8 protein-coding genes are annotated in these 12,793 nt (G+C 65.9%); 6 read left to right on the top strand and 2 right to left on the bottom strand.

Annotation, left to right across the window (positions count from 1 at the left end; genetic code table 11):
• The first annotated feature begins 16 nt into the window (after positions 1-16).
• The 5 genes from AC1DNE_RS19565 (at position 17) to AC1DNE_RS19545 (ending at position 5,863) form a co-directional block, all read left to right on the top strand.
• Positions 17-850: a polysaccharide deacetylase family protein gene (locus AC1DNE_RS19565; RefSeq protein WP_476766758.1), complete on the top strand. Its 834-nt coding sequence runs from the start codon at positions 17-19 to the stop codon at positions 848-850.
• Complete coding sequence (locus AC1DNE_RS19560; protein ID WP_476766759.1) at positions 847-1,608, top strand: SDR family NAD(P)-dependent oxidoreductase; 762 nt, start codon at positions 847-849, stop codon at positions 1,606-1,608. Before AC1DNE_RS19565 ends, AC1DNE_RS19560 begins: the two co-directional genes overlap by 4 nt.
• A 169-nt stretch (positions 1,609-1,777) precedes the next feature.
• On the top strand, positions 1,778-2,530 hold the full coding sequence (locus AC1DNE_RS19555; RefSeq protein WP_476766760.1) for an SDR family NAD(P)-dependent oxidoreductase: 753 nt from the start codon (positions 1,778-1,780) through the stop codon (positions 2,528-2,530).
• An 8-nt stretch (positions 2,531-2,538) separates the two neighbouring features.
• Positions 2,539-3,972, top strand: coding sequence for an amidase (locus tag AC1DNE_RS19550; protein ID WP_476766761.1), 1,434 nt, complete (start codon positions 2,539-2,541; stop codon positions 3,970-3,972).
• A gap of 358 nt (positions 3,973-4,330) precedes the next feature.
• The gene (locus tag AC1DNE_RS19545; RefSeq protein WP_476766762.1) at positions 4,331-5,863 is read left to right on the top strand and encodes a CYTH and CHAD domain-containing protein; all 1,533 of its coding nucleotides are present in this window, start codon (positions 4,331-4,333) and stop codon (positions 5,861-5,863) included.
• Between the two features lie 411 nt (positions 5,864-6,274).
• Here the strand turns inward: AC1DNE_RS19545 and AC1DNE_RS19540 are convergent, their stop codons facing one another.
• Both AC1DNE_RS19540 and AC1DNE_RS19535 read right to left on the bottom strand, forming a co-directional pair.
• Positions 6,275-9,421 carry an efflux RND transporter permease subunit gene (locus AC1DNE_RS19540; protein WP_476766763.1) on the bottom strand — a complete coding sequence of 1,049 codons (3,147 nt, stop codon included), beginning with the start codon at positions 9,419-9,421 and terminating at the stop codon, positions 6,275-6,277.
• Positions 9,422-9,424: 3 nt separating this feature from the next.
• Complete coding sequence (locus tag AC1DNE_RS19535; RefSeq protein ID WP_476766764.1) at positions 9,425-10,585, bottom strand: efflux RND transporter periplasmic adaptor subunit; 1,161 nt, start codon at positions 10,583-10,585, stop codon at positions 9,425-9,427.
• A gap of 501 nt (positions 10,586-11,086) precedes the next feature.
• Between AC1DNE_RS19535 and aspT the strand changes: the two genes are divergently transcribed.
• Positions 11,087-12,775, top strand: coding sequence for an aspartate-alanine antiporter (gene aspT, locus AC1DNE_RS19530; RefSeq protein ID WP_476766765.1), 1,689 nt, complete (start codon positions 11,087-11,089; stop codon positions 12,773-12,775).
• The last annotated feature ends 18 nt before the right edge of the window (positions 12,776-12,793 follow it).

The raw sequence follows: 12,793 nt of genomic DNA, 5'->3' as shown, positions 1-12,793 counted from the left end.
AATCGGACGTGATCTCATGCCGCTGACCTCCAAGGGTTTCCCGCTCTTCCTGACCTTCGATCTCGACGCCGAGACGATGTGGACCGGTCGCGACCCGGCCTATGCCGACCGGCCGATCCTGATGTCGCAGGGCGCCTATGGCTGGAAGGTCGGCACGGGGCGCGTGCTCGACCTGCTCGACCGCTATGGCATCAAGGCGACCTTCTTCGTGCCGGGCGTCGTCATCGACCAGCGCGAGTGGCTGATGGAGGAGATCCTGAAGCGCGGCCATGAGCTTGCCCACCACAGCTACAGCCACACCTGGATCCTGAACCTCTCGCCCGAAGAGGAGCGCGAGGAGATGGAGAAGGCGTACCAGTCGATCAAGCGCGTCAGCGGACGGGCGCCCCGCGGCTGGCGCTCGCCGGCGGCCGAGATCAGCCCGATCACCATGCCGATGCTGGTCGAATACGGCTTCGACTATTCCTCCAACTTCTTCGACGACGACTCGCCCTATCTCCATACGGTCGAGGGCAAGGAGACGAAGATCGTCGAACTGCCCTTCCGCTGGGTGCTCGATGACGCGCCCTTCTTCCAGTACTCGATCGTGCTGCCCGGCCGCACGATGCAGGCGCCCTCGGCCCTGCTCGAAGCCTGGAAGGGCGAGTTCGACGTGCTCTATGCCGAGGACCGGATGATGATGGTCGGCATGCATCCCGAGATGATCGGCCAGCCCTCGCGCATCAAGGCGCTGGAAGGGCTGATCGAGCACGCGCTGAAGCATCCGAATGTCTGGATCGGCCGCTGCGACGAGATGGTCGACGACATGCGCCCCGGCCTCGAGAAGGCGCGTACGGAGGCCAAGGCATGAGTGGCCCGCTCGCCGGCCGGCGCATCCTGATCACCGGCGCGGCCAAGGGCATCGGCCTTGCCACTGCCGAACGCTTCGTCAAGGAGGGCGCGCATGTGGCAGCCCTCGACCGTGACGCCAGGGCGCTGGCGCAGCTGGCGGAAAGGTTTGAGGCAGACAAGCTTGCGATCTTCGAGGTCGATGTGTCCGATCCCGCTTCAGTCGGCGCGGCCGTCGCCAAAGCTGCTGCAGCGCTCGGCGGCCTCGACGGCGTCGTCAACTCGGCGGGGATCGACCTTATCGCCGATATCGAGGCCATGGCGCTCGCCGACTGGAATCGCATCATTGCGGTCAACCTGACCGGTCCGATGCTGGTGGCGCAGGCTGCCTATCCGCATCTCAAGGCGGCGGGCGGCGGCACCATCGTCAACGTCTCGTCGGGCGCCGGCCTCTCGCCGCTGAAGCATCGCACCGCCTATTGCGCCTCCAAGGCCGGCTTGCAGATGGCGGCCAAGGCGCTCGCCATGGAGGCGGCGGAATTCGGCATCCGCGTCAACACGATCTGCCCCGGCGCGGTCGAGACCGAGCTGTTCCGCACCAGCATCGATGCTGCGCCCGATCCCGCCGCGGCCTATGAGGCCGTGCGCGCCCGCTATGCGCTCCAGCGCGTGGCGTCGCCCGAGGAGATCGCCGCCGCGATCCTGTGGCTGACGAGCGCGGAATCCTCCTATGTCACCGGCACGGCCATCGCGGTCGATGGCGGCCGGACCTTCCATTGATCCCAATGGCCCTCGAAACCGACCTGTCGTCATTGCGAGCGCAGCGAAGCAATCCAGGGGGACGTAGAGCTCTGCCGCTGCTGGATTGCTTCGCTGCGCTCGCAATGACGGCAAATCGGCATCGGTTCATCTCGAGAGCCGTCGGTATGACAGGAACAGGGAGCCGGCCATGACGAGCGGACGCTTCACCGGCAAGGTCGTCGCCATCACCGGTGCGGCACACGGCATCGGTGCGGCAACGGCACGGCGCTTCCTCGACGAAGGCGCGCAGGTCGCCGTGGTCGACCGCGAGGCCGACGGCTTCGCGGAGAGCTTCGCTGGACAGCCGGACGACAGCCTTCTGACCATGGCCGGTGACTGCACCGATGCGGCCGTGCTCGCCGATTTCCATGCCCGCACGGTCGCGGCCTTCGGCCCTGTCGACATCCTCTTCAACAATGTCGGCCAGAGCGGGCGTGAGCGCGCCGCGCCGTTCCACGAGTCGCAGGAAGACGTCTGGCGTTTCGTGCTGGAGGTCTCGCTCTTCACCGCGATGCGGATGAGCCGCCTCGTCGTGCCCTCCATGCGCGAGCGCGGCGGGCGCATCGTCAACATGTCGAGCGACGCGGCGCTCGTCGGCGACGCCGGCCTCACCGATTACGCTGCCGCCAAGATGGGCATCATCGGCTTCACCCGCTCGCTCGCCCGCGAGCTCGCGCCGCATCGCGTCACCGTCAATGCGGTCGCGCCCGGAGCCATCCGCACCCGCGCCCATGACAGGCTGACGCCGGCGGTGATCGAGAAGATCAAGGCGACGACGCCGGCCGGCTTCATCGCCGAGCCGGAGGATGTCGCCGGCTGCGTCGCCTTCCTGGCCAGCGACGATGCCCGCTACGTCACCGGCCAGACGCTGCTGATCGATGGCGGCCGCTGGATGATCTGAGGACAGCCATGACCGATATCGCCGATCTCTCCGCTGTCGATCTCGCTGCCGCGATCCGGGCCAGGACCGTCTCGCCGGTCGAAGCGGTCGAGGCCGCGCTTGCCCGTATCGAGGAGGACGCGGGGCTCAACGCCTTTATGGCCGTCTGCGCCGAGCGGGCTCGCGCCGAGGCGAAGGAGGCGGAAGCGAAGGTGATGCGCGGCGAGCCGCTCGGCGCGCTCCACGGCATCCCGTTCTCGGTCAAGGACCTGACCAATACAGAGGGCGTCGCGACCACGCAGGGTTCGGCCCTCTTTGCCGGCAATGTTCCGAAGGCCGATGCGGTCGCGGTCGCCCGCGCACGGGCCGCTGGCGCCATTCTGATCGGCAAGACGACGACGCCGGAGTTCGGTCACAAGCCCTTCACTGAGGGTCCCTTCTTCGGCCGCACCCTCAATCCGCATAGCCACGCCCATACCTGCGGCGGCTCTTCGGGCGGCGCCGCGGTTGCGGTCGCCGCCGGCATGGGCCAGCTCGCCCTCGGCAGCGATGGCGGCGGCTCGATCCGCATTCCCGCCGCCTGCTGCGGGGTCGTCGGCCTGAAGGCGACTCTGGGTGCCATTCCCAACCTGCAGGCTCCAGATCTCTTCGGCGCCAACTCCTTCGTCGGGCCGATGGCGCGTGATGTCGCCGATACGCGGTTGATGTTCGACGTCCTGCGCGGCCCCGACCGGCGCGACCCCTACGGACAGGCGCCGACCTTCCCGGAGCGCCGGCTCGGCGAAGGCGAGAAGCCGCGCATCGGCTTCCTCCTGCGCTGTGGCAATATCCTCGATCCGGATGTCGAGGCCGCGGTCGTCGCGACCATGAAACGGGCGGAAGCGCTCGGCTGGGTCGTCGAGCCGATCGAGCTCGATCTGGTTTCGCTCGAGCCGCATTTCCTCGTCTTCCTGCGCTCGCTGCTGCTGGCACGGCTTGGCGGCCATGCCGAGAAAACGCCGGAGAAGCTCGATCCGACGCTGCTCGCCACGATTGAGGCCGGCCGCGCCTATAGCGCCGCCGAACTCTGCCAGGCCCAGTTCGCGCGGACCGATTGCTTCGCCAAGGTGCAGGACATCCTCTCGCGCTTCGACCTGATCGCCTCTCCGACCTTGTCGGCACCGGCACTGCCGGTCGGCCTCGATCCGCTCGGCCCGATCGAGATCGCAGGCAAGCCGGCGGGGACGATCCGCGGCGCATGGTACCCCTACACCTTCCCGTTCAACCTTACGGGCCATCCGGCCTTGTCGCTCCCCTGCGGCTTCAGCCGCGACAAGCTGCCGATCGGCCTCCAGCTCGTCGGCCGCTGGCATGAGGATGGCTACCTGCAGGATGTCGCGGCGCGGTTGGAGTGCGTGCTCGACCCCTTCGTCGGTTCGCGGGATCGCGCGGTCGCCGGACCGGCGGTTCGGGGCTCGGCCTGACGATCGCCCCGGCCGGCGCTCGACCGCGTGACGGGGCGATCACATGGGAGAACCGCCGGGGCGGCCTCCGCGTCACCGATGCTCGCGTGCGCGGCTGAGGGCAGTGCTTCCCGCCCCCGTGTGACCTGCCTCGGCTGAGCGCGCGAAGCGGGGCGTTTGGAACGCCCGTCGGAAACCGCACCCAAAAAGCGCGGCGCCCCTTTCGGCCTGCTTTCGTTGCTGGATGGGGACTGGGCTGGCTTGAGTATTGTGCCTTAGGGCCCGTCGCCGATTTGACCTTCCTCATCGTCACGAGCCGGCTGACGCGATAAGCTCCTTCTCCCATTCTTGTCTTGGCTGAGATCGTCGGGGCCAAAGCATGAGCGATCCGAAGGAAGTCGAGCTGAAGCTGGTTTGCGAGCCGTCCGACCTGGCTGCGTTGCGAGAGTGGCCACGTCTTGCCGCTGAGGCACGGAGCACGGATCAATTGGAGTCGGTCTACTTCGACACCTCCGAGCGCCTGCTGCAGGCTTGCGGTTACGTTCTGCGGGTGAGGCAAACCGGTGATGGCCACGTCCAGACGGTGAAGGCAGGTGGTGACGGGCTGATCGAGCGGCGCGAATGGGAGGAGCCGGTCGATGGTCCCGAGCCCGATCGCGATGCCCTGCGCAGGACACCGCTGGCGAAGCTGCTCGGCAGGAAGGCGAAGCTCGCCCCGTTGTTCACCGTTTCGGTCGAACGCGCCACTTGCCTGGTCAGCCAGGGGAGCTCGCAGATCGAGATCGCGCTGGACCAGGGATTTGTGACAAATCCTTGCGCGGAGAATGGTTCGGACGCCGAGGCGATCAGCGAGATCGAGCTCGAGCTGAAGAAGGGAGCAGCCGGAGACCTCTTCACTCTGGCGCGTGAAATCTGCGAGCGCGTGCCCGTGCGTCTCGGCGTCGTGAGCAAGGCTGAGCGCGGATTCGGCTTGATCGATGGGGAAGGCGATCGGGCTCACAGGGCCGAGCCGATCGTCTTGTCGGACGACATGTCGGCTGCTGACGCATTCCGCACCATCGCCCATGGCTGCCTGCGCCAGCTGCGGCTGAACGAGGACGTTCTGCTTGGCCGCCACGATGTCGACGCCTTGCATCAGGCGCGCGTCGCGATCCGCAGACTCCGCTCGGCCATGTCACTGTTCAAGGATCTGCTGGCCGACGATCGGTTCGAGGGCATCAAGGCGCAATTGAAGCGCCTTTCGCAGCCTTTTGGGCGCACCCGCAACCTCGATGTCTTTCTCACGGAAACGCTGCCTGCGGAGATGTCCCGGCATCCTGATCATGCCGAGCTCCTGAGCTTGGAAAAGCATCTCCAGAGCCAGTGTGCCGAAGCCTATCTCGCGGTGGTCTGGACGCTGCGTTCGGAGGAGTGGCGGCGCTTCCTGATCGATCTGGTCGCTTGGATCAACGCCGGGCCGTGGCTGTCCGGGCAGGGCGGCGCCGAGCGCGACCAGCCCGCGCGTCCCTTTGCGTCGGGGGTGCTCGACAAGCGCAGGCGGCAGGTCGAGAAGCGTGGCCGGAACCTCGCGACATTGAGCATCGAGGAGCGGCACCAGCTCCGCATCGCGGCCAAGAAGCTGCGCTATGGTGCCGAGTTCTTCGCCAGCCTCTATGAAGGCAAGAAGGAGCGCAAATTCCAGAAGGCCTTCGCATCGGCCTTTGCGAAACTGCAGAGCAGCCTCGGTGGGCTCAATGACATCGCTGCCGGCCAGCAGATTCTGGAGCGCGTGGTGGGCTCGGATGCTGTTGGTTCCGTCCAGTTCGCCGCAGGTCTGGCGCTGGCCGATGTCGAGGCGAAGGAGCAGAAGCTGCTCGCCTCCGCCGTAGAGGCGCAGGGCGAGCTGATCGCGCTTCAACCGTTCTGGCGCTAAGGAGATATGGACGGCAGATGACCTCCAGCGCATGAGCTTTGGGCATCTCCGCCGCGCATGTGGCTGCGCGGGCGCATTTGTCTCCCCGGTTGAGAGTCGCCCACGCAGGCGCCGGGGATCACTCGGGATCGGTCACACATCGGGCGGGTTGACCCATGGAATCCGATAACGCCCGGCAGGCGATGGGCGTCTGCTTCAAACCCGCTGCCTCTGGTCTTTCTCGATCTGTCGATCGAGGAGATCGTATTCACCGCCGCATTGAGCGGTCTCGCGAACCACTCGCGCCGCCACGGAGCGGCAACTGGCTCGAAAGCCTTCTGGCATCTCTGACGAGCCAGGCGGCGAAGGGTTCGCGATGGCCGTTTTGGGAGGCTCCTGCTGGACGCCCATCGCTCAGCTACTGCCCCCGATCTATATGACCGCCTCCGGTGGTTTCTCCTCGGGGCGGGTCGAGGGGCGCAGGCGCTCGCGCAAGGATTGGAAGACCACATAGAGCGCCGGGATCACGAAGATGCCGATGCAGGCGGCCGCCAGCATGCCGCCGAAGACGGGCGTGCTGACATTGCGCCTGGCAAGCATCGCCGGCCCTTCGGCGATGACGAGGGGCAGCAAGCCGAGGATGAAGGCGAAGGAGGTCATCATCACCGGGCGGAAGCGCAGGCGCGCGCCTTCCGTGGCCGCATGCAGCAACGGATGCCCCTTCTCGCGCATCTCCTTGGAGAACTCGACGATCAGGATGCCGTTCTTCGCCGCAAGGCCGATCAGCACGACGATGCCGATCTGGGCATAGAGATCGAGCGTCAAACCGGCGACCACGATCGCGACGAAGGCGCCGAGCAGGCCGACCGCGACCGAGAGCAGGACCGGGATCGGGATCGTCCAGCTCTCGTAGAGCGCGACGAGGAAGAGATAGGCGAACAGCAGGGCGAAGGCGAGGATGATCCCGGTCTGTCCCTCCGCCCGCTTCTCCTGGAACGATACGTCCGTCCAGGCGCCGCGATAGTTCGCCGGCAAGGTCTTGGCCGAAACGGCCTCCATGGCGGCAAGGGCTGCGCCGGACGAGACGCCGGGCGCGGGCGAGCCCTGCAGGGTCACGGCGAGGCGGTTGTTGTAGCGGATCAGCGCCTGCGGGCCGACCACGACTTTGGCTTCGACGAAGCTGCGTAGCGGGATCATGTTGCCGCTGCGGCTGCGGACATTGATGCGGTAGATGTCGTCGACCGAGGCGCGGTCGCTCCCTTCCGCCTGGACCTGCACCTGCCAGGTTCGGCCGAACAGGTTCATGTCGTTGACGTAGTAGCCGCCGAGCGAGGCCTGCAGGGCCTGGAAGACGTTGTTCAGCTCGACGCCGAGGATCTGGACCTTGTCACGGTCGATGTCGAGATAGATCGACGGGGCGGAATCCGAGAAGGTCGAGAAGACCCGTCGCAGCTGCGGATCCTGGTTGGCCGCGATCGTGAGGCCCCGCAGCGCCCGGGCGAGGGCCTTCGGATCGGACGTGCCCATGTCCATCACGACGTAGCTGAAGCCGCCGCCGCTGCCGAGGCCGATGATCGGCGGCGGGGCGAGCGCCACCACGTTGCCTTCGCGCACCGCCCGCAGCTTCTGCGACAGCCGGGCGATGATCGCCTCTGCGGAATCCTCGCGGCTCGGACGCTGATCGAAAGGCTTCAGCGAGATCATGACGAAGGCGGCATTGGGCTGAGAATAATTGTCGAGGAAGTTGAGGCCGATGACTGTGGAGTAATCCGCGATCGCGCTTTCGGTCTTCAGGATGCTCTCGACCTGGGCCATGGCCGTGGAGGTGCGGCCGATCGAGGCGCCGTCGGGCAGCTGGGCGACGATGAAGAAGGCGCCCTGGTCGTCGTCCGGCAGGAAGCCGGTCGGCGTTATGCGGCTCATCGCATAGATGCCGGCGCCGAAGGCCGCCGTCAGCACGAGGCTGATGGCGGAGACCCGCACGAGCCGCGCGACGGCGGAGCCGTAGCGGTCGCGTACCCAGTCGATCCCGCGCATGAGGCGGGCGATCGGCCCGTGCCGCGGCCCTTCGTGGCGCTTGAGCAGCACGGCGCAGAGCGCCGGCGACAGCGTCAGCGCATTGATGGCCGAGAGCACCATCGCCACCGCCACCGTGACCGCGAACTGGCGGAACAGCTCGCCGGAGATGCCGGGGATGAAGGCGACCGGCACGAAGACCGAGAGTAGCACCAGCGTGATCGCGATGATCGGGGCTACGATCTCGCTCATCGCCTTCTTGGTCGCCTGCGCCGGGGTCAGATCCGGATGCTCCTCCATCACGCGCTCGACGTTCTCGATCACCACGATCGCGTCGTCGACGACGATGCCGATCGCGAGAACCACGGCCAGCAGCGACACCGTATTGGCGGAGTAGCCGATGGCGTTGAGGACGACGAACGCGCCGATGAGGCTGACCGGAACGGCGACCGTCGGGATCAGCGTTGCCCGGAAGTTCCCGAGGAACAGGAAGACGACGAGGACGACGAGGACGAAGGCCTCGAGCAGCGTTTTCTGCACCTCGTGGATCGTCGCGGTGACGAAGGCCGTCGGGTCGTAGGTAACCTTCCAGTCGAGCCCTTCCGGGAAGGATTTCGACAGGTCGCCTACCGTCTTCTTGACGGCGTCGAGCGCGGCGATCGCATTGGCGCCGGGTGACTGGTAGACGCCGATCAGGACCGCGGGGCCGCCGTTCAGCCGCGTGTCGCGGTCGAGATTGGCGGCGCCGAGCTCGAGCCGCGCGACATCGGAGAGCCGCAGGATCGAGCCGTCCGGATTGGTGCGCAGCACGATCTTGCCGAACTCCTCCGGCGAGGTCAGCCGGCCCTTGGTCTGGATATTCAGCTGCAGCTGCTGATCGTCCGCGATCGGGCGGGCGCCGATGCGCCCGACGGCGGCCTGGGTGTTCTGGGACTGGATCGCGCTGATGATATCGCCGGTCGTCAGATTGAGGCCGGTCAGGTTGTCGGTGCGGATCCAGGCCCGCATCGAATAATCCTGCGCGCCGAACAGTGCGGCGTCGCCGACGCCGGGCGTGGAGCGGATCGAGTCGAGCAGGTTGATCGTGACATAGTTCGAGACGAACAGCGTGTCGTAGGTGTTCTTCGGCGCATAGACCGCGATCACGCCGAGCAGGGCCGAGGACTTCTTCTTCACCGTCACGCCGTTGCGCTGCACGTCCTGGGGCAGCTTCGACAGCGCGACCTGCACGCGGTTGTTGACGTTGACGCTGTTGATGTCCGGGTTGGTTCCCAGTTCGAAGGAGACGAGCAGCGAATAGCTGCCGTCATTGCCGCTGACGCTCTTCATGTAGAGCATCTTGTCGGTGCCGACGATCTGGGCTTCGAGCGGCTGGGCCACGGTCTGCTCGATCACCGCCGCCGAGGCGCCGGGATAGGAGGCGGTCACCGAGACCTGCGGCGGCACGATGTCGGGATACTGGGCCACCGGGATGGCGAAGAGCGACAAGAGGCCGGCGATCGTGGTGACGAGCGCGATGACGATGGCCAGGCGCGGCCGGTCGACGAAGACGGAGGTGAACATGGCTCAGCTCCGGCCGACCGGCGGAGGCACGGGCGAAGCCAGGACCGGCGTCCCCGGCCGCAGGTTCTGCAGCCCTTCGACGACGATCTGCTCGTTGCCGACGAGGCCCTGCTCGACGACGACATCGGCGCCGACCTCGGCGCCGATCTTGATGCGCTTGACCACGGCCTTGCCGTCCTCGACCGCGAAGACATAGGGGCCCTGCTGATCGGCGATCAGCGCCGATTGCGGGATCAGAACCTTCTCTTCGGGCTTGTCGGCCTGGACGGTGACGCGCACGAGCGTGCCGTCGATGAGCTTTCCGTCCGGGTTCGGAACCTCCGCGCGCACCAGGACCGTGTCGGTGGAGCGATCGACCGAGACGTCGACGAAGTCGACGCGGCCCTTGTAGTTATAGGTGCTGCCGTCCGCAAATCTGAGACTGACGGAGGGAGGGTTCTTCAGTTCCGCGACCGAGTTCGTCTTCAGCCCCAGAAACTCGCGCTGGCTGACCGGGAAGTTGACGTACATCGGGTCGCTGCTGACGATCTGCGCCAGCACGCCGCTGTCGGGGCCGACGACATTGCCCTTGGTGAACTTGGTCCGGCCTATCCGGCCCGAGATCGGCGCCGTGATCTCGGTGTAGCCGAGATTGATCTGCGCAGTCTTGAGGTTGGCCTCGGCCGTCGTCTGATCGCCCAGCGCTCCCTTCTCATCGGCGACACGCTGGTCGCGGACGGCGACGGAGCCTGCGCTGGTGCGCAGGAGGTCTTCGGCGCGTTGCCGCTGCACTGTCGCGTTCTGCAAAGCGCCTTGCGCGCGTTCCAGAGCGCCCTGGGCCTGCTCGACGGCTGCTTCGAATGGGGGGCGCTCGATGCGGAAGAGGGGTGTGCCTTCCTTGACGTTTGCACCGTCCTTGAAGAGCACTTCTTCGAGGTATCCGGTGACGCGTGCGCGGATGTCGACGCGATTGACGGCTTCGATGCGGCCGACGAAATCGGCGGTTTTCTCGATCGGCCGCTTTTCAGCGGAGACGGTGCCCACCGGAATCTTCGCCGGGGCGGCCTGTTGGGCGAGGGCGGTGGTCGCGGGACTCAAGACGAGGCTGCCGGCCAGGGCCATCGCCGCAAGGCAGAGAATTCCAGGGCGCAGTCTTCCATCCGCGCGCTGCGAAAATCCAGGCATCCGCTTTCCCCTGCCATCTTGACCGCCGTATCGGCCCCATCACGGGGATGGGCCGGGTCGTGGCAATACTGGGCGTTTTTTTCGAAGGGCGCTACAGCCTTGTTCGGGCTGTCGCAAACGGTGCTTGTTGATGTCGGCCATTGTTCATGCCGAAGAACGGTCTTGGTTGGAGCTGGCCGAAGCTTTGGCGGCATTGATCCCGGTGACGGTGGAGCTCGCTCAGAACCTCGGAATATAGCTGCCATGGCACAGCTTTGATCGGGGGTGGAAATTGGCGCGAGACATCGCCCTTTTATAAAATTGTCGTCAAAGTGACAGTTTTGAATTCTGCCAGGTTGAATATTGTTTCTGGCATCGATCTTATGTCTGTGCGTGCCTACAGAGGCAGTGCTGCGAATATCGGTCCTTGAGTCATACGTGAATTCGCGTCTAGAGTTCCGTCTGCTGTTATCGCTTGTTTGATTTCAATCAGTTCAGTTTCCAGAATTTGGGAGGCGATCTGTGGCGGCGCTATCGTCGATTTTTCATCAATCTCCGGAAATAGCTCTCTTCCTGTCATTGGCGGTGGGGTACTGGGTCGGCAAATTCCAGTTCGGGAAGTTCCAGCTCGGGGGCGTCGCGGGCTCCCTGCTTGCGGCGGTTGTGATCAGCCAGGTCGGCGTCACGATCGACAACGGCATCAAATCGGTCCTGTTCGCACTGTTCATCTATGCAGTCGGCTTCGAGAGCGGGCCGCAGTTCTTCCGCTCGTTGGGGCGGCAATCGATCCGCGAGATCGTCATGGCCGCGGTGCTGGCTCTCAGCGGCCTCGCCACCGTCGTCATCCTCGCCAGGATGTTCGGGCTCGACAAAGGTCTCGCGGCGGGCATCGCAGCGGGCGGGTTGACGCAATCGGCGATCATCGGCACCGCGAGCGCAGCCATCGGCAAGCTCGGGCTGGCGGCGGATGAAGTCCAGCGCCTGCAGGGCAATGTCGCCATCGGCTATGCCGTCACCTACATCTTCGGCTCCTTCGGCGCGATCATCGTCTGCGTCAACATCCTGCCCTGGCTCATGGGCCGCAGCATCCGGGACGATGCCATCAAGGCCGAGGCCGAGATGCTCGCGGGCATCCGGGTCTATGGCGCCGGCGAGCACCCGGCGGCCCCTGATCTGGTCGGTCGCTTGTTCAAGGTGGAGGGTGTCGCGGGGCGCTCGATCGCGGAAGTCGAGGCGCTGGCCGGTCCTGCCGCCTTCGCCATCGAGCGGCTCAAGCGCGACGGCTCCGTGATCGGCGTCGAACCGGACCTCAAGCTCAAGGCCGGGGACACCATCCTCGTCGTCGGCAGGCGTGCGGGCGTCGTTGGCGCAGCAGACAAGATCGGCCCCGAGCTGCAGTCCTCCGAGGGTATGGATCTGGTCGTGCTCAGCCGCGACGTCGCCGTCGCCAACCGGGACTTCATCGGCAAGACCGTGAAGCAGATCAGAGATGCGACGGCGGGCAATCTCCGCCACGGCATCTACGTCACCGGCCTGCAGCGCGCCGGCAAGCCGCTTCCGTTGGCTGAAGATACCGTCGTCGAAGCCGGCGACGTCGCGACGCTCTACGGCACGGCGGAAGATGTCCAGCGCGTGGCGAAGGTCGTCGGCACCCTGCTGGTCTCCAGCGACAAGACCGATTTCGTCTTCCACGGCGCCGGTCTGGTCCTGGGTCTGTTGATCGGCCTGCTGGTGGTTCGTATCGGCGATGTCCCGCTGACGCTCGGCAGCGGCGGCGGTGCGCTGCTGTCCGGCCTGCTCTTCGGCTGGTATCGGAGCCGCAATCTCGCCATCGGCAACATGCCGACGGCGGCCTCGACACTGCTGCGCGATCTTGGCCTTGCCGGCTTCGTCGCGGTGGTCGGGCTCCAGTCGGGGCACCAGGCCGTCACCACCATCGCCCAGAGTGGCCTGTCGATCTTCCTGATCGGCGTGGTCGTCACGCTCCTGCCGTTGATCATCACCATGCTCGTCGGGCGCTACATCCTGCGCTACGACAATACGGCCGTTTTTGCTGGCGCATTGTCCGGCTCGCGCAGCGCCAACCCCGCCTTCGGCGAGGTTCTGGACAAGGCCGGGAACTCCATCCCGACCACCCCTTTCGCCATCACCTACGCGCTGGCGAACGTTTTCCTGACATTGCTCGGCCCGCTCGTCGTGGCCTTCACCTGATTTGATCGAGGAGACGTA

The sequence above is a fragment of the Allobosea sp. 05L423 genome, assembly GCF_056397745.1.
The sequence above is the reverse complement of the archived record's forward strand: the minus strand, read 5'-3'. Positions and strand labels throughout refer to the sequence as shown.

Bases quoted from the DNA above. Each gene is read 5' to 3' on its own strand.
- AC1DNE_RS19565 (WP_476766758.1), top strand. From the start codon at position 17: ATGCCGCTGACCTCCAAGGGTTTCCCGCTCTTCCTGACCTTCGATCTC.
- AC1DNE_RS19560 (WP_476766759.1), top strand. From the start codon at position 847: ATGAGTGGCCCGCTCGCCGGCCGGCGCATCCTGATCACCGGCGCGGCC.
- AC1DNE_RS19555 (WP_476766760.1), top strand. From the start codon at position 1,778: ATGACGAGCGGACGCTTCACCGGCAAGGTCGTCGCCATCACCGGTGCG.
- AC1DNE_RS19550 (WP_476766761.1), top strand. From the start codon at position 2,539: ATGACCGATATCGCCGATCTCTCCGCTGTCGATCTCGCTGCCGCGATC.
- AC1DNE_RS19545 (WP_476766762.1), top strand. From the start codon at position 4,331: ATGAGCGATCCGAAGGAAGTCGAGCTGAAGCTGGTTTGCGAGCCGTCC.
- AC1DNE_RS19540 (WP_476766763.1), bottom strand. From the start codon at position 9,421: ATGTTCACCTCCGTCTTCGTCGACCGGCCGCGCCTGGCCATCGTCATC.
- AC1DNE_RS19535 (WP_476766764.1), bottom strand. From the start codon at position 10,585: ATGCCTGGATTTTCGCAGCGCGCGGATGGAAGACTGCGCCCTGGAATT.